Origin of the sequence: Mucilaginibacter sp. PAMB04168, assembly GCF_039634365.2 — a bacterium.
Lineage (GTDB): Bacteria > Bacteroidota > Bacteroidia > Sphingobacteriales > Sphingobacteriaceae > Mucilaginibacter.
In genome coordinates this window covers 704,510-729,456 of record NZ_CP155079.2, presented here as the reverse complement: position 1 = coordinate 729,456, position 24,947 = coordinate 704,510, and the positions used below count along the sequence as shown (strand labels likewise).

General features: G+C 49.8%; 29 protein-coding genes and 1 riboswitch. Of the genes, 25 read left to right on the top strand and 4 right to left on the bottom strand.

Annotation, left to right across the window (positions count from 1 at the left end; genetic code table 11):
• Positions 1-10 precede the first annotated feature (10 nt).
• Together ABDD94_RS03135 and ABDD94_RS03130 are read left to right on the top strand one after the other, a co-directional pair.
• Positions 11-676 (top strand): TetR/AcrR family transcriptional regulator, encoded by a 666-nt coding sequence (locus ABDD94_RS03135; protein WP_345954646.1) that lies wholly within the window; start codon positions 11-13, stop codon positions 674-676.
• Between the two features lie 9 nt (positions 677-685).
• Positions 686-1,867, top strand: a complete 1,182-nt coding sequence (locus ABDD94_RS03130; RefSeq protein ID WP_345954645.1) for a hypothetical protein — start codon at positions 686-688, stop codon at positions 1,865-1,867.
• On the opposite strand, the gene ABDD94_RS03125 is transcribed toward ABDD94_RS03130, so the two are convergent.
• Positions 1,842-2,003, bottom strand: coding sequence for a hypothetical protein (locus tag ABDD94_RS03125; RefSeq protein ID WP_345954644.1), 162 nt, complete (start codon positions 2,001-2,003; stop codon positions 1,842-1,844). The genes ABDD94_RS03130 and ABDD94_RS03125 overlap by 26 nt on opposite strands.
• A gap of 516 nt (positions 2,004-2,519) precedes the next feature.
• Between ABDD94_RS03125 and ABDD94_RS03120 the strand changes: the two genes are divergently transcribed.
• The 10 genes from ABDD94_RS03120 (at position 2,520) to traK (ending at position 11,385) form a co-directional block, all read left to right on the top strand.
• Positions 2,520-3,389, top strand: a complete 870-nt coding sequence (locus tag ABDD94_RS03120) for an RteC domain-containing protein (protein WP_345954643.1) — start codon at positions 2,520-2,522, stop codon at positions 3,387-3,389.
• A 204-nt stretch (positions 3,390-3,593) separates the two neighbouring features.
• A complete protein-coding gene (locus ABDD94_RS03115) occupies positions 3,594-4,256 on the top strand; it encodes a hypothetical protein (protein WP_345954642.1) in 663 nt (220 codons plus the stop codon).
• A gap of 52 nt (positions 4,257-4,308) precedes the next feature.
• Positions 4,309-4,653 (top strand): DUF4134 domain-containing protein, encoded by a 345-nt coding sequence (locus ABDD94_RS03110; RefSeq protein WP_345954641.1) that lies wholly within the window; start codon positions 4,309-4,311, stop codon positions 4,651-4,653.
• 10 nt (positions 4,654-4,663) lie between these two features.
• Entirely contained in the window at positions 4,664-4,999 is a 336-nt protein-coding gene (locus ABDD94_RS03105; protein ID WP_345954640.1) for a DUF4133 domain-containing protein, read from the top strand.
• Complete coding sequence (locus ABDD94_RS03100) at positions 4,986-7,460, top strand: TraG family conjugative transposon ATPase (protein WP_345954639.1); 2,475 nt, start codon at positions 4,986-4,988, stop codon at positions 7,458-7,460. The genes ABDD94_RS03105 and ABDD94_RS03100 overlap by 14 nt, the downstream gene beginning before the upstream one ends.
• Positions 7,461-7,530: 70 nt before the next feature.
• Complete coding sequence (locus ABDD94_RS03095; RefSeq protein WP_345954638.1) at positions 7,531-8,265, top strand: conjugal transfer protein TraI; 735 nt, start codon at positions 7,531-7,533, stop codon at positions 8,263-8,265.
• Entirely contained in the window at positions 8,249-8,917 is a 669-nt protein-coding gene (locus ABDD94_RS03090) for a hypothetical protein (RefSeq protein ID WP_345954637.1), read from the top strand. The genes ABDD94_RS03095 and ABDD94_RS03090 overlap by 17 nt, the downstream gene beginning before the upstream one ends.
• Positions 8,904-9,533: a TerB family tellurite resistance protein gene (locus tag ABDD94_RS03085; RefSeq protein ID WP_345954636.1), complete on the top strand. Its 630-nt coding sequence runs from the start codon at positions 8,904-8,906 to the stop codon at positions 9,531-9,533. Before ABDD94_RS03090 ends, ABDD94_RS03085 begins: the two co-directional genes overlap by 14 nt.
• Complete coding sequence (gene traJ / locus ABDD94_RS03080) at positions 9,530-10,756, top strand: conjugative transposon protein TraJ (RefSeq protein ID WP_345954635.1); 1,227 nt, start codon at positions 9,530-9,532, stop codon at positions 10,754-10,756. The genes ABDD94_RS03085 and traJ overlap by 4 nt, the downstream gene beginning before the upstream one ends.
• Before the next feature lie 11 nt (positions 10,757-10,767).
• Positions 10,768-11,385 (top strand): conjugative transposon protein TraK, encoded by a 618-nt coding sequence (gene traK, locus ABDD94_RS03075; protein ID WP_345954634.1) that lies wholly within the window; start codon positions 10,768-10,770, stop codon positions 11,383-11,385.
• Here the strand turns inward: traK and ABDD94_RS03070 are convergent.
• Entirely contained in the window at positions 11,366-11,599 is a 234-nt protein-coding gene (locus ABDD94_RS03070; protein WP_345954633.1) for a hypothetical protein, read from the bottom strand. The two genes, traK and ABDD94_RS03070, sit on opposite strands and share 20 nt — an antisense overlap.
• 35 nt (positions 11,600-11,634) lie before the next feature.
• Here ABDD94_RS03070 and traM point away from each other — a divergent pair, with 35 nt between their 5' ends.
• The 5 genes from traM to ABDD94_RS03045 all read left to right on the top strand — a co-directional run bounded on the left by traM (position 11,635) and on the right by ABDD94_RS03045 (position 16,277).
• Positions 11,635-12,714 (top strand): conjugative transposon protein TraM, encoded by a 1,080-nt coding sequence (traM, locus tag ABDD94_RS03065; RefSeq protein ID WP_345954632.1) that lies wholly within the window; start codon positions 11,635-11,637, stop codon positions 12,712-12,714.
• A gap of 13 nt (positions 12,715-12,727) precedes the next feature.
• Complete coding sequence (locus ABDD94_RS03060; protein ID WP_345954631.1) at positions 12,728-14,110, top strand: hypothetical protein; 1,383 nt, start codon at positions 12,728-12,730, stop codon at positions 14,108-14,110.
• An 87-nt stretch (positions 14,111-14,197) separates the two neighbouring features.
• On the top strand, positions 14,198-14,641 hold the full coding sequence (locus ABDD94_RS03055; RefSeq protein ID WP_345954630.1) for a hypothetical protein: 444 nt from the start codon (positions 14,198-14,200) through the stop codon (positions 14,639-14,641).
• A 44-nt stretch (positions 14,642-14,685) separates the two neighbouring features.
• Positions 14,686-14,949: a hypothetical protein gene (locus ABDD94_RS03050; RefSeq protein WP_345954629.1), complete on the top strand. Its 264-nt coding sequence runs from the start codon at positions 14,686-14,688 to the stop codon at positions 14,947-14,949.
• A 407-nt stretch (positions 14,950-15,356) separates the two neighbouring features.
• Positions 15,357-16,277, top strand: a complete 921-nt coding sequence (locus ABDD94_RS03045; protein WP_345954628.1) for a zincin-like metallopeptidase domain-containing protein — start codon at positions 15,357-15,359, stop codon at positions 16,275-16,277.
• 43 nt (positions 16,278-16,320) lie between these two features.
• Here ABDD94_RS03045 and ABDD94_RS03040 read toward each other — a convergent pair whose 3' ends face one another.
• Positions 16,321-16,497: a hypothetical protein gene (locus ABDD94_RS03040; RefSeq protein ID WP_345954627.1), complete on the bottom strand. Its 177-nt coding sequence runs from the start codon at positions 16,495-16,497 to the stop codon at positions 16,321-16,323.
• Between the two features lie 209 nt (positions 16,498-16,706).
• Positions 16,707-16,772: riboswitch (Fluoride riboswitch) on the top strand.
• A gap of 177 nt (positions 16,773-16,949) precedes the next feature.
• Here ABDD94_RS03040 and eno point away from each other — a divergent pair.
• A complete protein-coding gene (eno, locus tag ABDD94_RS03035; protein ID WP_345954626.1) occupies positions 16,950-18,227 on the top strand; it encodes a phosphopyruvate hydratase in 1,278 nt (425 codons plus the stop codon).
• A gap of 14 nt (positions 18,228-18,241) precedes the next feature.
• Positions 18,242-19,603 (top strand): voltage-gated chloride channel family protein, encoded by a 1,362-nt coding sequence (locus ABDD94_RS03030; protein WP_345954625.1) that lies wholly within the window; start codon positions 18,242-18,244, stop codon positions 19,601-19,603.
• Positions 19,604-19,624: 21 nt separating this feature from the next.
• Here the strand turns inward: ABDD94_RS03030 and ABDD94_RS03025 are convergent, their stop codons facing one another.
• Complete coding sequence (locus ABDD94_RS03025) at positions 19,625-20,611, bottom strand: sulfite oxidase (RefSeq protein WP_345954624.1); 987 nt, start codon at positions 20,609-20,611, stop codon at positions 19,625-19,627.
• Between the two features lie 327 nt (positions 20,612-20,938).
• On the opposite strand from ABDD94_RS03025, the gene ABDD94_RS03020 reads away from it, so the two are divergent.
• The 6 genes from ABDD94_RS03020 to ABDD94_RS02995 all read left to right on the top strand — a co-directional run bounded on the left by ABDD94_RS03020 (position 20,939) and on the right by ABDD94_RS02995 (position 24,938).
• Positions 20,939-21,328, top strand: a complete 390-nt coding sequence (locus tag ABDD94_RS03020; RefSeq protein WP_345954623.1) for a DUF202 domain-containing protein — start codon at positions 20,939-20,941, stop codon at positions 21,326-21,328.
• 46 nt (positions 21,329-21,374) lie between these two features.
• A complete protein-coding gene (locus ABDD94_RS03015; RefSeq protein WP_228169690.1) occupies positions 21,375-21,602 on the top strand; it encodes a hypothetical protein in 228 nt (75 codons plus the stop codon).
• Between the two features lie 188 nt (positions 21,603-21,790).
• Positions 21,791-22,315, top strand: coding sequence for an NUDIX hydrolase (locus ABDD94_RS03010; protein ID WP_345954622.1), 525 nt, complete (start codon positions 21,791-21,793; stop codon positions 22,313-22,315).
• 94 nt (positions 22,316-22,409) lie between these two features.
• Positions 22,410-23,516, top strand: coding sequence for a c-type cytochrome (locus tag ABDD94_RS03005; protein WP_345954621.1), 1,107 nt, complete (start codon positions 22,410-22,412; stop codon positions 23,514-23,516).
• Between the two features lie 10 nt (positions 23,517-23,526).
• Positions 23,527-23,985, top strand: a complete 459-nt coding sequence (locus ABDD94_RS03000; RefSeq protein ID WP_345954620.1) for a DsrE family protein — start codon at positions 23,527-23,529, stop codon at positions 23,983-23,985.
• Between the two features lie 32 nt (positions 23,986-24,017).
• A complete protein-coding gene (locus ABDD94_RS02995; RefSeq protein WP_345954619.1) occupies positions 24,018-24,938 on the top strand; it encodes a substrate-binding domain-containing protein in 921 nt (306 codons plus the stop codon).
• Positions 24,939-24,947: the final 9 nt, after the last annotated feature.

The window sequence follows — 24,947 nt, the reverse complement described above, 5'->3', positions numbered from 1 at the left end:
TAACGCAGCTATGCAATCCGGAAATAAACGCGCCTCCCGCAGGACTAATAACCGGCCGCTGACGGAGCGTAAACTGATCGATGCCGTTGGTGTCATTTTAAAAAAGAAAGGTTATAAAGGCTTATCCGCCCGCGCGATTGCCCGGGAGGCAGAGGTGACCACCAGCCTGATCTTTAAGTATTTCAGCACTGTAGACTCCCTTATTGCCAAATACATCGTCGAAAAAGATTACTGGATGGCCTCTAAAGCCGAGATGACGGTCATGCTGGAAAGTATCCGAAAGAAAAGCGGGCTGATCGAAATGCTGGTCTTTGTCCTGGAAAAACAGTTCGATTACTTTTATCAGGAAGAAGAAATGCAGCAGCTCATTTTGTGGGAGATCACCGAAAAATGTTCCCTCATGGATGATATTGGCAAAATACGGGAACTCCTGGCCAAGGATTTCTTCCAGCAGACCGACCCCTATTTTGAAGGGTCGGGTATCAATTTTAAAGCAGTCGCCGCCCTGCTGGTGTCAGGCGTTTATTACCTGGTGCTACATGCCCGGACGAACTATAGCACACAATGTGGGATCGACATACGTTCGGAGAAAGACCGGGCGGAGATCATCAGAACGATCCGTCAGATCTTGCAATGGGCCTTCGATGCGGCCAGATCACGGCGGCACGCCGGATAACCGATCACGATGAAAACATTGGAACCCCTGGAGCACTTGTTAGCCCGACTGCTCGGCGACTTACCCGCGTCGGTCGATCCGGACTGGTCAGAATATGTGCTGGAGTTGTTCACCGCAGAACAAGATCGTATCATTCAAACTATCCGGGAAACGATCTATAGCTTCCATGGTGACCCAGGCCGGCGATCCGAGCATATCGAATATCTCCAAACCGAGCTCAGTAAGCTTTCGGACCGGTATTACGCGCTCCTGCCGGATTCCGCTGAACGTCATCCGGAACACCTGGTCTTACAGACCTTGCTTGCTGCCCTGAATTATATTTACCGGTCGTTGCAGGAACTGTATGGGGTTGCTTTTAATGACCAGCTGAAAGTGCCCCTTGCCCTGAAAGCGTCCTTTATAGCGGAAAACAGGAAAATGGCTTTTAAAATTCTCCGGGCACTGACCAGCGCCGGCGAGGACCGCGCACTCCTCCGTCTCATCGCGGATTACCTTGATGTCTTATCCAGGCCGGTCTACCGTCCGGTGCATAACAGCCGGGAGCTGGATTACCAGCTTCATTGGGTACAGTCGCTTCATGCCCTCGCTCAGGCTTATTCCGGTGACGAACTCCGGGCGCGGCTCTTCCCGGAACTGGTCCACCTGAATTTCAATTATTTCCCGGTGATCTGTTATTATACCCGGATGCTGCAGACCAACGATGCCGAGGTGGAATTTTATCAGGAGGAACTGGTCCGGGTGGCTGAAAAGCTCCGCGACCTGCGTTCCATTCCAATTAACATTCACTATGGCTACGAACAAGGAACCGAATCTCTGGGCTATATTTTGGCCAAAGCCCTGGAAGAGGAGGCTGCGACGCTCAAGAAGAAACTCCGTATTCAATCCCGGATCACTTATAAGAAGTGGGAGAACATGCTTTTTACGCCCTTCTTTCTGCACGCTGCTGCCACGATGGAACAAGTGATTTACTTTTTTCGTGTACTGATCGAGATCGGCTTTTTTGTCCACCGGAAAAAGGTCGTTTATTTCGATTATGTCGCCAAGCATGTGGAAACAGACGGACAGCAAGGCTTTTCCCCGGGGAGCGTGAAGAATAAGTATAACAACCCCAAGCACGCAACCGCAGAAAAGGTCAAAGAGGTATTTTTGAACGCAGTGCGCTGGATCAACGATAATCCGCCGATGGATTAGCCTGTAACAGATGGAGGAGCTGGTACTGCTCCAGCAACGCCGTAAGTTCATTCATCCACCGGTAGGTGAATCCCTTTTGGTGGATCAGTTTGCCCCAGCCTAATTCCATGATCTCCTGCAGCGTACGAAATCCCATTTGCGCACATCCCCTGCGTAATTTCCTGGAAGCCGGAAGGTCCCCGACAGGGGTTCTTAGCAATAACAGTTCTTCCCGGGTCAGGGTTGCTCTCATAAAAAGGGGAATAATAGACATCAAGTTTTATGCTCATCAAATATAACGGAAGCCAGTGTCCCCTCCAAATGACTTTAGTGTGATCAGCCCGTTAGGGCTGACCGGATTGCGATTTTCCTATTTCTAAAGGTGCCTCGATTTTCCCAGGAACAGGCACTTGACACTCAGCGCATCCGGTTCCAACCTTTGCAAAGATCAATGCCCTCTTTGATCGGACCGGCTGGTATGATGACTTTCGTTCCTGCGGTTTTATGTATCGGTGGCGTTGATCCAGGCAGGAAGCCATCATCTTCCTTCCACTGAAATGGCCATTGGATAACCGCCCTGTTGGTACTGCAACCGTCGTTGCAGGCAGCGCTGTATTTACGTTAAGCTCATTGGATTATGCTACCATCGTATGCCCGGCAGGAACTCCTGCGCATGGAAGATGAACTGGCCCGGATCGCCAGGGAACAAACTGAACCTTTACAGCGAATGACCCTGGCTTTACGGTGTATCCGCAAAGCCCTGTCACGGATTTTTGATCACCTGGATAAACACCCCTTTCCGGATCGGAAAGACGAGATCCATTTCTTCAAGGTGGTCAAACCACAATTTTATGGGCCTTATCTTTTCGAAATCATGCGGTATCATCTCGTTACCGGTGCGCCCGTAGGAGACGAAGAACAGCTGCGGGCTTATTACCTGGACGAACTGCGCTTTATTCAGCGCGACCTCCGGCAGCATACCTTTCTTTACCAGTACTACCGGTTAGGTGCGCGGGAACTGGATGAGCTGTATTTTGTACGGGGCGTTTCCGTGCAGAGCGTACTGATCCCGGAGGTTCCGGAACTCGATCAAAACTTTGCCACCAGCGGTGATTATCTCTTTTCCAAATTCAGCGCCTATGAAATGTTGCAGGAATACATTGCCCAGGCCCTGGCGAATATCGGCAAGCCGGAAAGATCGGTCTATATCCGGCCCGGCCGGAACCGGAAACCACTCAAATGGACCGGGGAACTGATCAACAGCGTTGAACTGGGTTACGGCATCTGGCTCTCCGGGCAGTTAAATGAAGGAGATGCTTCGCTGGCCGATATCATCTATTGGCTCAGCGAAAGCCTGGATATCGATCTGAGCAAACATACCGGCCGCTTTGAAGAGATCAAGAACCGGAAGATCCTCAGTCAAACGCATTTTATTGACCGCATGCGGGACACCTTGCGCAAATACATCGATGACCTGAATGGCTTCCAGCCGCTGAGAAAACGAAAGGCGAACCGGGTTGGGCCCAGATCCGGGGAGGAGTGATGATCTCCGGTTGTTCCTATCCATGCCTGTGCCTGGAACTTTTGCAGAAGAACGGCCGCGTGCGGTATTTAAGTGGCTGAAAATTAATCCTCAACGGGTAAAGTTTCGGAAGTGAACTGCACTGGCTAGCCGGGCGTCCTTCCTTTATCAATTTTGCTTTATCAATCCTGCTGCAATGGGGCGGCAGGTCAAATCAGCAAAAAGATGTTACATCAAATCACATGGCAACAGTACCTGCTCTTGGTGACGGTGGCCCTGCTCATTTACTACCTCATCATCTGGTTCCGCTATTACCGAAAAGACCCTTCCCGGGCGGCTGCCCGCTCACCGGCCCAGCAGCCAACGCCTGCCAGCGAGCAGGAGCCTAGGCATAACGATGGCCTTTTAGGCAGGCCGGCAGATGACTATGGCGCAAGCACGGTAGACAGTGAGGAACTGATCTTCGGCCCGGGGGAAGAGGAACTTGAAGCATTTCCGGACGATGAAGATCCGGACGATGAAGAGGAAGCCGATCGGCATGCGGCGGTAGTTACGCCACCGGTGCAGGTAAGTGGTAGAACCGACAACGATGAATTACTGCAAGGAGACATGGCCGACCTGCTGGAGGACATTAAACTGGTCTTTTATTTTATCAAAAAACACAAACCTGCCGACCGACCGGGCCTGGTCAGCAGGATGGCCAAAAAGGTGGAGCTCTACCCGCGCGTACTGGAAAGTGAACTGCTGGAGCTGGTCCTCGAAGACATCTGTGACAAAGCGTTGTCCGAGCTGGGTTTCCAGATCGATCCTGCAGAAATACAGGAAGCGATCATCTACAACCGGGACAGTTACCAGGCCGGCCCTTTCTCTAAAAAGGGGAAATGGTAAGCTGACCTGATGCTGCCCGGATCCATTATTCATTCCATTAACTCAAAAAACTATGAAATTTCACATTCCGTATAGTCCCCGCAAACAGGCCCTGTTAAAGACGCTGTTGTTTGCCTTTGCCCTGGTCACCTGCAACCTGATCCATTCGATCTGCTACGGGCAGGATGGCTCCGCGGGCATTACCGAGGCCACCAACAAGGTCAAAGGTTACTTCGATGCCGGGTGTAACCTGATGTATGCCATCGGCGCCGTGGTCGGCATCATCGGTGCCGTCAAGGTATTCGGCAAATGGAACGGTGGCGAGCCGGACACCAACAAGGTCGCTGCGGCCTGGTTCGGCTCCTGTATTTTCCTGGTCGTGGTCGCGACCGTACTTAAATCATTCTTTGGTATTTAACCGCAGCCAAATGTCGAGCATTTATCATATCAACAAGGGCATCAACAAACCCATCGAGTTTCATGGTTTAAAGGCGCAGTACATCGGCTATCTGGCCGGTGGTCTGGTGGGCCTGCTCATCCTGTATGCCATCCTCTACATCAGCGGTGTCAATGCCTACCTCTGCCTGGTCTTGATCGGAGGCCTGGCTACCGCGATGCTGGTCACTATTTTCCGGCTGAGTCACCGCTATGGGCAATACGGGCTGCTGAAAAAAGGTGCCCGGCGCAGTTTACCTGTCTACCTGAAATTTCGCTCCCGCAAACTATTTATTCAACTAAAAGCACACGATCATGGTGAACATTGAAAAGATCCTGCCCATCTATAAAGTGGAGAACGACTGTATTGTGTCCATGCAGGGTGATATTACCCTGGCCTGGCGGGTAGACTTGCCGGAGATCTTTACACGCTCCGGCAGTGATTACGAAGCCTTCCACCATGCCCTGATCAAAGCGATCCGGATCTTACCGCAAAACAGCATCTATCACCAGATGGACGTCTTCCGGAAAGCGCAGTACCACGGCGCGCCGGATACCGCCCGGAGCTTCCTGGGCGCAGCCAGTGAACGCTTTTTTGAGGGCCGCCCTTACCTGGACCATTGCTGTTATATGCTGGTTACTAAAAAGCCGGATGACCGTAAAGCGGCAAGCAGCGGCTACTCGGGCCTGATGCGCAGATCGGTCGTCCCGAAACAAACCACCAATACCATGGTTTTTCAGGACTTTTTGGAAAAGGCCGGGGCTTTTGAGCGGATATTGTCCGACAGCGGCTTTGTTACCCTGCACCGCCTCACGGACGATGAGCTGGCCGGTACCGAAAAGAAGGCCGGGCTCCTGGAACAATACCTGTTCCTGCAAGGGGAAAACGAGCGTCCGATGCTGAAAGATATTCATCTGAAAGAAGGTATCCGCGTTGGCAACGACCATTGCCAGTTATTCACCCTGTCCGATGTCGAAGACCTGCCCTCGCTTTGCGGCAGCCGGGTCAATTATGACCAATACAGCACGGACAAAACCAAGTTCAGTATCGGTTTTGTTTCGCCGCTCGGACTCTTACTGGATTGCAACCATTGCTACAACCAGTTTATCTTTATTGGCGACACGCGGCGAACGATGAAAGGGCTGGAAAAGAAAAGGCTGCGCCTGCAATCTTTGTCCGCTTACAGCCGGGAGAATGCCATCGCCCGGGATGCGACCGCAGACTTTTTGAACGAAGCCATCAGCCAACAAAGGCTGCCGGTCAAAGCGCACTTTAATGTCCTGGCCTGGACCGATCACCCGGAAGGTACCCAGGAGATCCGCAACAAAGTGGGTTCGGCCATGGCGCAGATGGACGCCGTAGCCCGGCAGGAAAGCGATGGCGCACCCCAGATCTGGTGGGCCGGCATCCCGGGCAATGCCGCAGACTTTCCGCTCAACGATACCTTTGACACTTTCCTGGAGCAGGCGACGTGTTTTCTTAACGTGGAAACCAATTACCGTTCTTCACCCAGCCCGTTTGGCATCCGCCTGGGTGACCGGCTTACCGGTCGACCGGTGAATGCTGACCTCTCGGATGAACCCATGCTGAAAGGGTATATCACCAACCGCAATAAAATGATCCTGGGACCTAGCGGCAGCGGGAAATCCTTCTTTACCAATCATCTAAACAATGGCTATTATGAACAGGACAGCCATGTCGTGATCGTGGATGTCGGCCACAGCTACCAGGGACTTTGTGAACTGGCGGGCGGTTACTACTTCACTTACAGTGAGGATAACCCCATCAAGTTTAACCCGTTCTTTATTTCCAAGGGTGAAGTGCTCGACATTGAAAAAAAAGAAAGCCTGAAAACCTTGCTGCTGGCGCTATGGAAAAAGGACAACGAGGGCTATACCCGTTCCGAGTATGTGGCCATTTCCAATGCCATTACGCTGTATTACGCACACCTGAACAAGCATCCGGATCTATTTCCCGGATTTAATTCCTTCTATGATTTTTTAATGCAGGAATACCTGCAGGTCCTCCAGGATGGTAATGTTGCCGAAAAGGATTTTGATATCGGGAATTTTCTTTATGTGCTTAACCCTTACTACCATAACGGGGAATATGACTACCTCCTGAATGCCACTGAGAACCTGGACCTCTTAAATGAGCGTTTCATTGTCTTCGAGCTGGACAACATTAAATCGCACGAGATCCTCTTTCCCGTGGTGACCATCATCATTATGGAAGTATTTATTTCCAAGATGCGGAAGCTCCCGAAAAGTACGCGAAAGGTGATCCTCATTGAGGAGGCATGGAAAGCGATCGCCAAGGAAGGTATGGCCGATTATATCCGCTACCTGTTCAAAACGGTCCGGAAGTTCTTTGGCGAGGCCGTCGTGGTTACCCAGGAGGTCGAGGACATTCTCAGCTCACCCATTATCAAACAGGCCATCGTCAACAATTCCGATTGTAAGATCCTGCTCGACCAAAGCAAATACCAGAACAAGTTCGATGACGTACAGGCTTTACTCGGACTGACGGAAAAGGAAAAAGCGATGATCCTGTCGATGAACAAGGCGAACGAACCCGGCAAAAAATATAAGGAGGTCTTTATCAGCCTGGGTGGGCAATACAGCAAGGTGTACCGGACGGAAGTGTCACCGGAAGCGTACTGGGCCTATACGACCGAAGCCGCTGAAAAAGCCAAAGTGCAGGAATTGGCTCAGCAGCTAGGCAGTATGGAAAAAGCCATCGCCGCCATTGTGGCCCGGCAGGCCGCTATACCCGGGAAACCGTCCTGACCGGTCCGAAGCGAATCAACCGTCTTATTCACCAACCATCATTCCCCCTTTCGGGGGCTAAAGGAAACTTATGAAAACGCAACAGCTATTACGCAACGTCCTTAACCAATCCATCAACATCATGAAAAATTATATGGTCATCCTACCGCTTTCAGCGATGACGCTGTTTGTGACCCTGCCCAAAGAGGCTGATGCCCAACTGGCGATCGCAGAGGTCATCAAGGCCGCCATCACCAAAGTGATCAAAGCCGTAGATCTCCAGGTCCAGCGGATGCAGAACAAAACCATCTGGCTGCAGAATGCACAAAAGGCCTTGGAGAACCAACTGTCCAAGCTTAAGCTGGAGGAAATTTCCGGCTGGTCAGCAAAGCAAAAAGAACTGTACGGGCAGTATTACGCCGAATTGTGGAAGGTCAGATCACTCATTGCTTATTATGAACGGATCCGGCACATTACCGAAAAACAAGCCGCACTGATCGGTGAATATCATCAGGCCTGGGGACTGCTCCGGCAGGACCGGCATTTCAGCGCAGCGGAACTGTCTGCTATGCAAAAGGTCTACAACGGCATTCTGCAGGAGAGCGTGAAAAACCTGGATGAGATCCTGGTCATCGTCAGCGCTTTCAAAACGCAGATGACGGACGCCCGGCGGATCGAGCTCATCAACAAAGCGGCCGACCGCATTGATACCAACTGCAATGACCTCCGGCAGTACAATAACCAGAACTATATCCTCAGCCTGCAGCGCGCCCAAAGTGAACATGAAATTTTAACCCTCAAAAAATATTATGGGCTACCGGAATAAAGGATCCCAAAATCTCTCCCTTCCAGGAAGGGTTGGGGTAGCGCTGGTTTTTATCCTCCTTTCCTCCGCCGTGCAGGCCCAAACTTTTGCCGAATGGTGGAGCCAGAAAAAGACCCAGCTTAAATACCTGCAGCAGCAGATCGTGGCTTTGCAGGTCTACGGCGGCTATGTCCGGCAGGGCTACCAGCTCTCGCAGGAGGGCCTGGGCAGCATCAGTGCCTGGACCGGTAAAGAATTCAGCCTGCATGCAGCCTATTACGCGTCGCTTAAAGCAGTTAAGCCACTGATCCAAAATGATCCGAAAGCTTTGGAGATTTTCAGGTATGCCAGCGCGATTCCGGGGCAATTTGACCAGCTAACCGCCTTCGCCGGACCTGTTGCCAGCCACCAGGTTTATATCACCGCAGTCCGGCAAAAAGTGTTGCAGGAATGCGGCCGGGATATCGACCAGCTCCAACTGGTCATGACCTCCGGTAAAGCAGAAATGACCGATGATGAACGGATAGAACGCCTGGACCAGCTTTATGCCAGTATGAAAGATAAATACGCGTTCACCCTGGCTTTTGGCAACCAGGTGAAAATGCTGTCAGGGCAGATGCAAGGGCAGCAAGCGGAGATTCAAGCGCAAAGGAGGCTGTATGCCATACCTTAAATATTTAGGACTGTTCCTGATGGCTACGTTGGCTCGCCACACGAGCCGTGCCCAATCCCAGGAGATCCAGCAATTGCTGCTGAACGTGGAAAAGCTCACCCAGTTCAAAGCCATCCTGTCGGACATGCAGCGGGGTTATACGATCCTTAATGAGGGATACGGACAGGTCAAAGACCTGACGCAGGGCAATTTCAGTTTGCACCAGGTCTTCCTGGACGGGCTCCTGCAGGTCAACCCCGAGATCAGGAAATATGCAAGGGTGGCGGATCTCCTCGCTGACCAGGCCAGTATCCTCTCGGAATATAAAAAGGCCAAAAGCCGGTTTGCCGGCAGTGGCAGGTTCAACGCTGCGGAGCTGGATTACCTGACGCAGGTCTATGCCGGTCTGACCAAAGCGGCCCTGCGTAATCTGAATGAACTGGCTGATGTGGTAACCGCCTCCAAGCTCCGGATGAGTGATGACGAACGCCTCCGGGCCATTGATCGCCTGTATGCGGACACCCATGACCAGCTGCAATTTCTCCGGAGCTTCAACCGGCGGACCAGCCTGCTGCAGATGCAGCGACAAAACGAACAAAATGACATCGATCACCTGAAAAAACTGTTTCAACCATGAAAAAAGTAAAAAGATTTATACGAGTCAGACGCTTGGCATTCAGGGCGCTGGGAGGCTTTGGTTTTGCACTCCTCTTTCCCGCGATATGCAGTGCCGAGGGCCTGGCCGACGACTTGAAAGGCATGCAGCCCGTGCTGGATACAGTCTACAGCCAGATGATCCCCCTTTGCAGCCAACTCATCGGGGCGGCAAGAGGGATCGCCGGGTTTGCCGCCCTTTGGTTTATCGCATCCCGGGTCTGGCGACAGATCGCCAACGCAGAGCCGCTGGAATTTTACCCGCTGCTCCGCCCTTTTGCCCTGGGCATAGCGATTATGCTTTTCCCAGGCGTGCTGAGCCTGATGAATGGCATATTACAACCGGTCGTCAGCGCCACGGGCCATATGGTGCAAAACAGCAATACCGCTATCGCCGCCTTATTGAAACAGAAAGAAGCTGCCATCAAGCAATCCTCCGCCTACCAGATGTATGTTGGCGAAAATGGGAATGGTGATCAGGACAAATGGTATAAATACACGCATCCGGATGATCCGGACCGGGAGAACGAAGGCTTTTTGGACGGCATCGGCAATGACGTGAAGTTCTGGCTCGCCAAGCAGAACTATGATTTCCGGAACAGTATCAAGCAGTGGTTATCCCAGGTGCTGGAGGTGTTGTATGCGGCCGCTTCCCTGTGTATCAACACCATTCGTACTTTTTTTCTGATCGTGCTGGCCATCCTGGGGCCCCTGGTGTTTGGGCTAGCCGTCTTCGACGGTTTCCAGCACAGCCTGAGCCAGTGGCTGGCCCGTTATGTCAATATTTTCATGTGGCTGCCGGTCGCCAATATATTCGGCAGCATCATTGGCAAGGTACAGGAAAACATGATCCGTCTGGACATCTCGCAGATCCAAAGCCAGGGCGACACCTATTTCAGTTCCACCGACACCGCTTATCTGATCTTCCTGATCATTGGCATCGTAGGCTATTTCTCTGTGCCGACGGTTGCCAACTTTATCGTCCATGCCCATGGCGGTAACGGGATGCTGCAACGCGTGAATGTGATCAGCGCGGGTACGACCAGTACCGTGATCAGCACCGGCGCTTCGGCTGCTTCCGCAGTAGGATCCAGAATGGCGGAAGGGGCCCAAAATATGGTCAATGCACCGGGGCACTTCATGGAGGGCTACCGCAGCAGCGGTGCCAGCACCTATCAGCAAGACAAATTATCCGGAAACACCTAATCAGAAAACCTATGTTCACACAACTCAAAAATATCGATACCGCTTTTAAGCATATCAAACTATTCAGTTACCTGCTCATTTTGGCCTGCCTGCTGATCTCCTGCTTTGCGATCTACCAGAGTTACCGGAGTTCAGCGCGTGACCGCAACCACATTTACATCTTAGCCAACGGCAAGGCACTGGAGGCATTTGCCGCAGACCGCCGGGATAACGTTCCCGTCGAGATCCGGGACCATATCAAAATGTTTCACCAACACTTTTTCACCCTTGATCCGGATGAAAAAGTCATTCAGGCCAATATCACCAAAGCCCTTTATCTGGCCGACGGTTCGGCCAGGACCGCTTATAATAACCTGAAAGAATCCGGCTATTTTGCTGGTTTGGTCTCCGGCAACATCAGCCAGCAGATCGAAGTGGACAGCGTGTCCCTGGACATGGATCGCTATCCCTATTATTTCAAGTGCTTTGCCACCGAGCAACTGATCCGTGCGACCTCCACCGTGACGCGCAGCCTGGTCACGCAAGGTTATTTACGCAACGTGTCCCGCTCGGACAATAACCCGCATGGCTTCCTGATCCAAAATTGGGAGACCCTGGAGAACAAAGACCTTAAAACCAGCACCCATTAAGATGAAGACAGGACATCAGCGATCCGGCCCGGCAAGACCCAACCGGATGATCTCTTACCTGGAACAAACCCTGGAGCGCAGGCAAAAGCAGGTAGCCCTTTATTTGGACCGGAAAACGCAGCACTGGAACCGGGCCTCTAAACTGATCCTGCTTTTGCTGATCTGCCTGCTCTTTGGCGGGAGCAGTGTCTGGCTCCTGATCCAGGCTTGCCATTGATCTTACTATTCACTCACCTTAAATGATTTTACATGAAAATGCATTCAACTGAACAGCTCGAAAAACAAAAAAAGTTCTTCCTGGCACTTCCTATACTGATCTTACCCTTTTTAACACTTGGCTTTTGGGCCTTGAGAGGTGGTCAAGATAAAGCCTCGGATCAGCTTGCCTCCGGCAAAGGGATCAATACCGAATTGCCGGAAGCGCAGTTTAAAGACGACAAACCGCAGGATAAATTCAGCTTGTATGACCAGGCGGCCCGGGATTCGGCAAGGGCACAGCATAGGAGTGATGACCCGGTCTCCGGTAGTTTGGCTGTAGATACCCTTCGTCCGGCCACCGACAAGATCCCTTCCGCATCTGCTGATGAAGTACAGATCAGCAGGAAACTTACGCAGATCAGGCAGCAGCTGGACCAGCCCGAGCCTGTAGCCAAACCGGTGGCCCGCCCGGTTCTTGCCTCAGCAAGCAGTCCTGAAGCCGAAAAACTGGAAAAGATGATCCGATCGGTTCAGGATAACAGGACCGAAGATCCGGAGCTGCAGCAGCTTTCCGAAATGCTGGACAAGATCCAAGCCATTCAGAATCCTGATTTGGCCCGGGAAAAGTTCAAACAGGAGTTACCGCCATCGATGCCGGATACTTTATTTAAAGCCGTTCCCGCCGCCATCGACGGCGATCAAAAGGTAGTACAAGGCGGCATCGTCAGACTGCGCTTACAGGATACCATGCGCCTGAGCGGGCTCCTGCTGGATAAAGGTCAGGCGCTTTTTGGCAATTGTACCCTGGTCAACCAGCGCCTACTGCTGAACATCAAAAATATCCGCATCGGTAACGCCATTATCCCGGTTGACCTGACCGTTTTTTCGCTGGACGGCCTCGCCGGCATCGACGCACCGGAAGCCGAGCTGGCTGAAGCGGCAGGTACCGGCAGCAGCAACGCCCTGCAAAGCATGACTTTTATGCCCATGGATCAGACCCTGGCCACGCAGGCGGCCGGGGCCGGCATCGCTACCGCAAAGAGCTTGTTCAGCAAGAAGATCAAACGCATCAAGGTGAAGCTTCAAGCAGGTTACCCGTTATTGCTGCGGAATAACCAGCCCGGAAAATAATTGTCTCCTGGCCATGTATCCCCACAGTATACGCGATGCGGTACAGGACGCGGCTAAACTCGGCTTTGACCCGGTGGAACTGGAACGCGGCTTACGCCGGATGGCTGAACTGAACCTGCGCGGCGACTACCGTCAAAGCCTCTTTGCCGGCGGGCACTTTTCCTTCGGGAATCTGGCCTTCCGCCTGGATTACCGCTTTAATGGCAGCCGGATGGAACTGACCGGCTATGAGGCGCGGCTGCTCAGGGATGACATCACGCCGGCCGCTCACTGGGAGTTTACAAAGGCAATGCCTTTGGCGGAGGCTATCAGAACCATCATCAAAGACCTGGGTATCGTCATGCCCAACATACAGATAACTGAATCATTTACCGGGGTGACCACCCCACAAATCTTACGGACCATGAATTTGAATAACCTGGATGACCTCAAAAAAGAGCTTAAAGACCTGGGCTTTAATCCCAAAGTCGCGGATGAGCTTGAAAAACACATGAAGCCCTTACTGGGCCACTTCACCCTGAATGATCAGTTTCCGGGTGATAAGGGGCTGGTGGACATGACCCTCCACTTCCGGAAATCCAACCAATCGGATTTCTATACCTTGAATAAATATGAGGTCACGGCAGGCAAAGTGCCGCCTACCGTGCCCGGCCAACAGTATATGGTCATCTCCGAAAATGAGAAAGACAAACAGAAGCCACTGGTTAAAACCTTCGATAACCCGAACGAAGCCATTGATTTCTTCAAAAAAGAGAAAGGGACCAGTGAACTGGCGATGGGTGAAAGTGCTGACAGCAAACAGCTATTGGCCAGCAAGGAAAAAGGAACCGTCAATTTCATTGACAAACAGTTCCGGCCTGCTTACTTCAGCCCCGCGGTCAAACAAACCTTTTACATCAAGGAGGGACAAGGCTTCAGTGCCCGGCAGGCGGCCAACCTGGTACAAAACCGCACCGTTCATCGAGACAACATGCTTACCCGGGACGGAGAACCTTACAAAGCCTGGATCAGACTGGACTTTGATCAGAAGAAGGATGATTTCGGCAACCATAAATTCAAACAATTCTATGATCCTTCTTTTGGGTTCGACCTGGAAAAGACCCTCAATCAATATCAGATCAAAGAACTGTCTGATCCGGCCAAAAAGGAAGCCATCATGAATGCCATGAAACAGGGTGACCGGGTGGAGCTTACCGTTAAAGGGCCGGAGAACAAGGATATGAAAGTACTGGCCGAAGCAGTACCACGGTATGGTAAACTGGACTTTTTTAATGAAAAGGGCAGCCGTCAAAAGCGTGAACAGTTTGAAAAACCCTCTGCCGAATTAGCGCACGACAAAGGTCAAAACCAAGGCAAAGAACAACAACAGGAAAAAAGGCAGGGTGTGCGGATGTAGCCATCTTCATCGCTTACCTGTAGAATTAAGTTTTCCAATTTGCAGTAAGGAACAGGGCCGGATCTTTTCCGGCCCTTTTTAGATCCAATGATTTTGCCTATCTTGTATGAGGCCTTTTTAAGTTTTAAGATGACGACCTCGAATGACCGATTACTCCACTGCTTCATCTTAGAAGATGAAAAGCACCAGGTGGGCCACCTTGCCGGATTCATCGATCAGACCATTGGTCTGACATTTGCTGGCTCATCGGCCAATGCGCTGACTGCATTATCCGATGTTACTGGACCGGGCGGGCCGGACCTGGTTTTTCTAAGCAACTATGTGCATGGCATGAACGGTATAGATTTCGCCCAGGCCGTTAAGGGACACACGACGATCATTTTTATCTCTTCCATGCCCTGGCGGATACAGGAGATCTTCCCCGATGAAGCCTTCGAATACTTGCCCAAGCCGATCTCCTATGAGGCTTTTTTGAAATGTATCGGGCGCATCAGGAAGCAAAAATATGGAGCATGTCACCACTTTGGTTAAAAACGAGCGTTATTTTAGCTTAAATAATATAGCCGTTTTTAGCCATGGAAAAAAAGCCCGCAGAATCTATCCCGATGATTGAGTTTGTTCAGGTCTGGCACCGTTTCAGGATCGCTATAGATCTGCTGTTGCAGGAAAAAGGTTATGAAGCGCTCACCGCACCGAACCTCTGCAAGCTGGCAGAGCTACCGGAAAGCGCCATCCTTACCTACTTTGGATCATTGGATATCCTTCTCCGGATGCACGACCATTCCGTCATGCTGGATCAGTTTCTCAGGCTCAGATCCGGAGGTGAAAAGTTAGCGTAGTAAGTATGGACAGGTTATCCTGTTTAATCATTTTCGCAGCAAAGCCGTTTCGTTATTCCTGAACTCATTCCTCAACCGCTTTGCCGGATCGTACAGAACGATGCTCCATTCTTTCGCATAGCTCTTGATAAATTGCGATCATGTCAATAACCGGCAGGCTCTGCGATCTGCAGCGAAAAAGCAGAGAGACGTAAGCATTAATCATTTGCCGCAAAGTTCGCCCGTCAGTCCGCAAACGGGTGCCATTGTTTTTTTTTCTTTGGAATCAAGGTCGTATCCAAAAAATGGGTATCCCTTCGTACCTCCGGGAGCCTCCGCATTTTTAGGATCTCCACCTTGCCCTTATTGCGTCCTGCGGGCGGGGTGGCAGCCATCATTAATTTTTTACGCATTAAAACTTTAAGGTTATGGCAACTACTAAGAATTTTAAGGACACCTATCAGGAAGTAACAGACGCAGTGATCGAACAAATGGAAAGCGGCAACATCGTGTGGCGTTGCAGCTGGAACCAGGTCGGCTTCCCGATGAACGTAACGACCGGGATCAGCTACCGGGGCTGGAATGTCTTCTGGCTCAATTTCCACACGATGCTGAAGGGCTACAGCCTGCCGTATTACATCACCTTCAAACAGGCACAGGACTTAGGTGGCACCATTAAGAAAGGCGAGAAAGGCACAAAGATCACCTACTGGGCCAGCATTAAGGTCAAAGGATTGGATGATGATGCAGCAAAGCAATTAACCGACGGTGACAGCGCTGCACAACAGACACGTATGGTGCCCAAGGTACATACCGTGTTTAACATCGACCAGACCGAGGGCATTGAGTTTCCAAAGGTCGAAGCCTTGTTCAGGTCAGATGCCGAGGAGATAGCCGCTTGTGAGCAGATCATTCAAGAGATGCCCAACAGGCCACGATTGAACCTCAACGGCCAATACCCGGTTTATTATCCGCTGAAAGACCTGGTAGCCGTGCCGGACATCGCCCGATTTGACAGCAGCGAGGAATACTACTGTGCCTTGTTTCACGAACTGGCGCATAGCACGGGGCATGAAAGCCGTTTACGCCGTAAAGAGATCACCCATCCCAACAAATACGGTAGTGAGGCTTATTCGAGGGAAGAACTTACGGCTGAACTGACCGCTGCATTTCTATGCGCCATTACCGGGATACAACAGCAAACCATCCAGAACAGTGCCGCTTACCTGCAAGGCTGGCTGAAAGCGTTGAAGAATGATAAGACCTTGATCCTGAAAGCAGCAGGACAAGCGCAGAAAGCAGCTGATTACATGATGGGAGTAGTTCATCAGCCGCAATCGGAAGGTTAGGAAAAGCCCTTAGGGGCTTTTCTTTTTTGCAATCAAAGATCTTCTACCGCCGGTTCAGTACACTGGCTGCTTTAAGCAAATAACGAAATTCCGCATAATTTACTTTCAGGTTGAGCCTGGTCAGCAGAAATTCTGCACGCATATTCAGCATGTTCTCCTCCAGTTGGCGGTCAAAGTGAATCGTGATCGCGGTTTCAGCAAGCGCATCTCCAATGACCATTTTTAACGATCACCTGTTTGAGGATGCCCCCTCTTTTTATATCATGCGATAATATTCCGTGAAAAAAGGGGGATGCTATATTTCTAAGCCTATGATTATATCCCTGTCAAATTCAAATCGATTGGTTACCGGCAGTGGGATACCGCGTTACTTAGGCGCAAAATAAAAACGATCATTTTTTTAAAAACAAATGGTTTGTTATTTGTTATGATCTAAACGGAAATGGTGTCTTCCGTTCAAAATAACCGCCTCGTGCTGATGACGCCTACAATTATAGCATAGATAAAACCTTGCAGGTTTTGTCGTGAACATTATTGTAGGTGAATGATCAGCGATACACAAATCCCTTTTCTATTCCGTCTCGTATCTAGTCAGGTCACCTCCCTGCTCATTGTTCCGGCATTAGTTCATGGTTTTATCCATACGATTTAAACTTTTAAAAACAACATAAAATGAACATCAAGAACATTATGGCCAGGGAAGTTTTGGATTCAAGAGGTAATCCGACCGTTGAAGCGGAGATCACTCTAGAAGATGGATCCACAGCAAGGGGAATCTCACCATCGGGTGCCAGCACTGGTGAGAAAGAAGCGGTGGAACTACGCGACGGCGACAAAAGCCGCTATCAGGGCAAGGGCGTTGAAAAAGCAGTAGCTGGAATCAATCAGGAAGTTAAGCGCACGGTTATCGGCTCTGCATTTGCGGATCAGGCAGCCTTTGACAAAATGCTGATCGACCTGGACGGAACACCTAATAAGGCTCGGTTAGGCGCTAACGCCATTCTGGCCGCTTCCATCGCCTTTGCGCGGGTCAACGCTGTATCCAAAAAGATTCCCCTTTACCGTCAGCTTATCGAGCGCGATACCTATGTGATGCCGGTCCCATGCATGAACGTGATCAACGGTGGTCGGCATGCGGACAATAACCTGGATTTTCAGGAATTCATGATCGCCCCGCACCATGCGCCGAACTTTAAAGAAAGTATCCGCATGGGAGAAGAGGTATTCCATACATTGAAAAAGCTATTATCTGACAAAGGCTATTATACCGGTGTGGGCGATGAAGGTGGTTTTGCGCCCAACCTCCGCTCTAATGAAGAGGCCATCGAAGTGATCCTGCAAGCTATTCAGAAAGCCGGATACAAACCCGGCGAGGATATCTCTGTTTGCCTGGACCCGGCTACCAGTGAAATGTGGGATAATGGTCATTACAAAATGTACAAAAGTGACCAGCAGCGTTATACCTCGGAAGAGATGGTCGATCTATGGGCAAAATGGATCCGAACCTATCCTATCGTGCTTTTAGAAGACGGTTTGGGCGAAAATGACTGGGATGGCTGGAAGATCATGACCGATCAGCTGGGCAGCGAAGTGGAATTGGTCGGCGACGATATCTTTTGCACGAACCCTTCGATCATTCAGGAAGGCATCGATCGTGGTATCGGGAACAGCGTATTGATCAAGCTTAATCAGATAGGCACGGTATCAGAGACCTTACAAGCTGTAGCATTGGCGCAGCAGAACGGCTACCATTGTTTCATCTCCCACCGAAGCGGTGAAACCGAGGACACGACCATCGCTGACCTGGTGGTAGCCACCAATGCCGGGCATATTAAAACGGGAAGTGGCTGCCGCTCGGAGCGGGTCTCCAAATTTAATCAGCTTTTACGCATTGAACAGGAACTGGGTAGCAAGGCCCGTTTTGCAGGGATCGAAACTTTTAAACGGTAGCAGCAGATCAGGATATGAAAGCCCTTATCACCTCGGAGCGCTACCGGATCGTTAAAGAACTGATCAGGTGGAGCTTGCTTATACTTCCGGTAGCTGTCGCTATCGGAAGTATGGTCGCCTTGTTTCTATGGATACTGGACCTGGCCATCATTTACCGGTTCCATCATCCCTGGCTTCTATTTTTGCTCCCGCTGGCCGGGGTACTGATCCACTTGATCTATCGCTCGGTCGGCAGATCTTCTGAAAAAGGCAATAACCTGATCATGGATGAGATACATGAACCAGGCGGGGGCGTGCCACCGCAAATGTCACCGATCATTCTATTGACCACGGTATTGACACACTTGTTCGGTGGTTCTGCCGGTCGTGAAGGTACCGCGGTACAGATCGGCGGAAGCATTGCCCATTTATTCGGAAAATGGTACAGACTATCCATTCAGGACATGCAGCTGCTGCTCACGTCCGGAGTAGCCGCCGGGTTCGGTGCCGTGTTTGGCACACCGCTGACGGGTGCGCTGTTCGCTCTGGAGGTCCTGGCCATAGGGCGTATGCAGTATAAAGCATTATTGCCTGCACTGATCGGCGCAGTTGCCGGAGATTATACGGTAGCAGCCTGGGGAGTCCACCATACGGCCTACCAGATCAGCGCCTTTCGGCATGAACCCTATTTTTTATCGGCTTATCTACCTTTTGATGGTCTGTTAATGGTAAAAGTAATGTTAGCGTCCGCGGCATTTGGGATGTCCAGTGCTTTGTTTTCTTCACTAGTTCACGCGATCAAGGTCGTTTCAGGTCATTTTATACGAGCGAAATGGCTGATCCCTTTTACGGGTGGCTTGGTCATTATCGCGCTGACCTATCTCAATGGCAAACCTGACTACCTGAGCCTTGGTGTCGCCGCAGAGTATCCCGGGGCCGTTACGATCCAGTCGGCTTTTCATGCCGGAGGCGCAGACCTGTTCAGTTGGTTTTGGAAAATGATCTATACGGCTATCACGCTCGGCTCTGGATTTAAAGGCGGAGAGGTAACCCCTTTATTCTATATCGGGGCTACCCTTGGTAACACTTTATCTGCTGTATTGCATGCACCGGTAGGCTTATTTGCAGCGCTGGGATTCATTGCCGTGTTTGCCGGCGCGACCAATACGCCGCTGGCCTGTACGGTCATGGGAGTAGAACTGTTTGGCGGTGAACACGTACTTTATTATGCGATCGCTTGTTTTACAGCCTATTTATTCAGTGGTCATTCGGGCATTTACAGCGCGCAAAGGATCGCCATCCCTAAATTGCTAAATGCCGGCATAACGCCCGACTCCGCTTTGGGTGACCTGGGTAAAAGCCGGCCGCATTGGTATGAACGATTTCTAAAGCATTAACTGCAGAGGCGGGGCGCGGTTCTACCGCGCCTCTATTTTAACGGTAACGATCTTGTTGACCATATAGGTCCTGCGATCCTTGTCGTGTTCCATGGGTTGCGTATTTCCCTGACTGTCGGTCGCCCTCGACATCAGTTTATATTGGCTATCGCCCGCAGGAACCTGCCAGTTGTATTCCCAAAGCCGCCAGGCGAACTTAACGTGCTTGCCTAGCAACTTTGCCGGTTTCCAGGTTACACCTTCATCGAAGCTGACCTCGACTTTGGTTATTTCATTTTCTCCGCACCAGGCCGCACCATGCACCCGGTATGTTTTACCGGCAGGGATCACTTCGCTTAGCGCTGGTCTGGCGATCTCTGCTTTTACCTGTACCTCGGTGACTGCGGTCAGAGTCGGCTGGTCATCAGTGCGTTTCCAGTAAGCGTATTCCAGGGTTTGCCAATAGCCATCAAAGGGCTTATTCACCGCGGTTATCTTGGTAAGCCACTTTACGGAAGCCATACCATACCAGCCCGGGATGATCGCCCTCACCGGGTACCCATGCTCGGAACTAAGGTCCTTTCCGTTCATTTGATAGGCAAGGATCACTTCCGCCTGCATCGCTTTGGTAAGCGGTAAGCTTCTGGCAAAGTGGATAGCACCAGGAGATTTAGGTTCTTCCGAAACTTCACCCTTGTCTGCGCCTTCTAAAATGATCTCTACTGCGCCCGGCTTTATGCCGGCCTTTTCCAATACTACAGAAAGTGGTACACCGGTCCATTCTGCATTTCCGACGGCACCCTGTTCCCACAATAAGCCTTTTACCTTTGGAGCCAGGTTGGCCCGCCCGTTTCCGGCGCACTCCAATGTTGCCATCACTTTTTTAGCGGGCAAAGCACGTAACTCATCATAGCTTAGTGTAATCTCTTTATTGACATGCCCCCCGATCCTGACCTCCCATTCTTTTGCCTTCAATCTTGGAATGGGAAAATGTGTTCGTATAAAGAACTGGTTATTGGGCGTGATCATACTGGAAAGCATCGGAAAAGGAAATTCAAAATTGACCGGCTCCTTTTCTCTGATGATCAGGCCCGGGAAGGATGGTTGGGGCCCTTTATCTTCGTTACTCGCTGAAGCGATACCCGGAATGAATGCGGTTGCCATGACCGGAACCGTCCCTTTCAGAAAAGCACGTCTTCCATTATTGCTGGTGGCATTGATTTGTTTATGGCCCATAATTGATCGGTCTTGATTGGAGTGTTAAATAAATAAGGTTTAGAAGTTTATTTTGTTTGCGTAGGTAATCCCGTATGGTTGCCAACAATTTAGCCACTTAATTGCTTAGATCATATGAATATGTCAGGCGCAGATACAAGCAAGCAAAAGATCAACCCCGGTGACCATCTGGCCAATGAACGCACCTTTTTGGCCTGGATAAGAACCAGCATAGCATTGATGGGTTTTGGCTTTGTAGTGGTAAAATTCAGTTTGTTCGTCAAGCAATTATCCCTCGTTATTACTGATAAGGTTCTCCTGCCCGGGAAGGGCTTTTCCGCAACCATCGGGATCATCCTCGTCGCTATCGGTGCCCTGATGGCTTTATTAAGCTATTTTAGATATCGACGTATTGAAAAACAATTGCTTAGAAACGCCTATTTCCCTTCGTTCGCCTTGTCGCTTTTGATGACCGTTGCGATAGTACTCGTCAGCGGGCTGCTGCTTTGGTATCTATTACCCAATACCTGATCAAACTTTCGTCTGAACAATTGCAATAGTTTAAAGTTAATAGATCATGGGAGGCACACAATTTAATATAACAGCTACATTGGAAGGCGGATCCGAAATGCGATATAACGTAACGCACCAGGACGAGACATTTGTCGTGCAGACCGGTGCCGGAACGATCACGCTGATTAATAACGGTGATAATTCATGGAGCATTGTTAATGGCGAAATCTCGCAGGAGCTTGCCAATACTATTGGGCAGGCCATTGAAGACTACTATAATAGAAATTCTTAATAGATGTCTATTTAGTATGATAACAAGCATTTCATTTTTCCACCAGCATAATAGATCATAACATTTAATAGTTGGTAGCTAAATTGAGACACACCTGATAGCGCACCCAATGAGGTCAGGTAGGTATTCTTAAAATTGAGTAACGCTGATTCAAAAATCTGTGTATATAGCTTTTAGCACCTTGTCATATGATCACAGCCCCCGAAGAATATTACAAAGGACTTCCGCGAAAAACAATAGCCGCCTGTGTATTGATCCCGCACAACGATCTCTATTTGATCATTAGGAAAAGATCGACTCAAAGATGGACATTACCCGGAGGCATCGTGGAATCTGGAGAAAGCCCAATGGCGGGTGCTATCCGTGAATGTCAGGAGGAAACCGGTATTATGCCAAATATTGAAGGCTTATACCATGTATATTATTCGGAGCCTGTAATAGGTGAAAAGATCAGCTATGGTGATAGCATACATCTGATATTCAAAGCTAAATCTATATCCACCGACCAGCTTGACCAAATTTGCTTCCCTGATCAGGAGGCAGATAAATATCAATGGGTAGCCTTAGATGAGGTCGCATCTTTTGTGAAAAGCAATTTAGGTAAGGCGATCCTCAGCGCTTCCTGCGGCGAACTATATTCTGTTTGGAAAAGAACTCTACATTCCCTGATGGAAGAAGATGAATTTTACCAGCCAAAAAATGATTATCAATAGATGATCAATAACCACAGATTATCGATCATCATAATTTGTGATATAACTTCAGCCGTTTTCAGCTGTACTTTTGATGTATCAACCAACAAACAAAATGAAACAGCAAGACGAAAACAGGGAAGTGACCAAAGCTTTGGTCAAGGTATCAAAGGCCTTAATAACCGTAAGTGTTTTGTTTGCGGTTTGTATAATAGCAGTGATCGTGACATTGGTAGTGCCAGCTGATCATAAACCGGGTGAAGTTTCCCAACAGGTATATGGAAGGTCTGATCAGCCTGCTACCATTCCATCTACCGAAGCCTCTGCCGGCACTACACCACGCCCTATTCCGGCTGATGCCTGGAAAGCCCCTGATGAAAATACCATACCTGCAGGTAAAGATGGCGAGATGATCAAATATGGCAGGGAACTCGTCGCACATACCGCCAAATATTTTGGTCCTCAAGGCAGCATCGCGAAGATAACGAACGGGATGAATTGTCAGAACTGCCACCTTGATGCCGGGTCACGCCTTTTCGGTAATAATTATGCCAGCTTTATTGCCAGTTACCCAAAACTGAGCAACAGGAGTGGCCGGGTGGAGCAGCCCGAAGAACGTATCGCTGAATGCTTCGAGCGTAGTTTGGCGGGTAAAGTACCTAATCCTTCCAGTAAAGAGATTCAGGCCATGCTCGCTTACATGAAGTGGATCGGTAAGGACGTAAAGAAAGGTCAAAAGCTATTTGGAAATGCAACAGAAAAGCTGGCATTCATGGGTCAGGCAGCAGACCCGGCCAAGGGTAAGGAAGTGTTTATGATGAAATGCCAAAGCTGCCACGGTGCTAACGGCGAGGGCTTGCTGAATGCTGATAAAAAAACCTACGCCAACCCGCCATTATGGGGAAAACACAGTTACAATGATGGTGCAGGTATGTACAGGCTGACCAATTTTGCAGGATTTGTGAAAAACAATATGCCATACGGCGCTTCATATCATAGTCCGCAATTAACAGATGAAGAAGCATGGAACGTTGGAGCTTTCGTTAACTCCCAGCCGCGTCCCCATAAAGACCAACATAACGACTGGAAAGACCTGAAGAAGAAACCGATAGATTTTCCGTTCGGGCCTTACGCCGACCAGTTCAGCGAGAAGCAGCATAAATACGGGCCATTCAAACCTATTAAAGACGCCCAGAAACAAGTAACAACTATAAAATCATAAAATTGAGACCATGAAAAAGTACATCATCATTTTAGCAGCAGTAGCGCTGACCGCTTTCACAAAAAATGTTAAGGCCCAACAAACCGATCCAGCGGCCTTTACCGGCGCAACCGCAAAGCTCAAGCATTACAATGCGCTTTATATCATCAATTCCGGCGATGATAAAAAGATCAAGGGGACATTAAGAAACATCAATAATGCGCTGGAAGACACAAGACTGAAAGGTAAACTCCATGTTGAGCTCATCGCTTTTGGCGACGGTGTAGCTGTTTACATGAAAAGTAGTGCTTATGAGCAAACTTTAAAGGACCTCCAGGCAAAGGGAGTGGTATTGGCACAGTGTAATAATACCATTAAGGAAAGGAAGATCGATAAAGCTGACCTGTTCCCATTTATCTCTTATGTGCCGAGCGGCAACGGTGAGATCATCATCCGCCAGTACGAAGGCTGGGCCACCGTGCATCCTTAATCAGTACCCTCATTCAATTTATATAAAACATCATGAAATATCTTCAGAAAATAACATTTGCAATAACAGCAATAATAGCTTTAGGAAGCCAGGCAAAAGCACAGGATCATCGTTTCGATCCGCCATGGAATACCCCACCTGAAAGTAAAGTACAGTTTACCGTCCCAGGAGTGGACAATGTACCCGACCTGTTCGGCGACATTAACGATCCGCAACTGGTGGTCTTCTTTGCCGGGAACCAGTTCATGTGTATCGATGACCTGATGTCCGCCTTCAAAAAACAATACCCGCAATACCAGCGTGTATTTGCCGAAACCCTGCCACCGGGCATATTGGCTAAACAGATCATGGGGGGTAGCATCGTTATCGGAAATATGCGTATTACGCTTAAGCCGGATGTTTACACCGCAGGAAAAAGTCGTATCGATCAGATGCCGGAATATTTCAGCAAGACCGCACCTTATGCTTACAACCGCTTAGCTATTATGGTGCAAAAGGGTAACCCCCAAAAGGTGAAAGGATTAAAAGACCTGGGACGTACTGATGTGCGTGTCAGCATGCCCAACCCGGAATGGGAAGGTATCGGTAAGCGTATCGAAGAGGCTTATGTCAAAGCTGGTGGTGAAACTCTGAAAAAGGAGATCATGGACACCAAGGTAAAAAACGGCAAAACCTTCTTGACCCAGATACACCATCGCCAAACACCGATGCGCATTATGTATCAACAAAGTGATGCTGCACCGGTATGGTACACCGAAGCCTATTATCAAAAAATGATCGGCCACCCGACAGATATGGTAGAAATACCGGAAGGTGAAAATATCAGCGCGACTTATGTGGCCGGCCAACTAAAAACCGCACCACACGCGCGGGCTGCGCAGGATTTTATGGACTTTTTAATAAGCCCGACCGCAAAAGCCATTTATAAAAAATACGGGTTCATTACAAAATAAAGACTAATA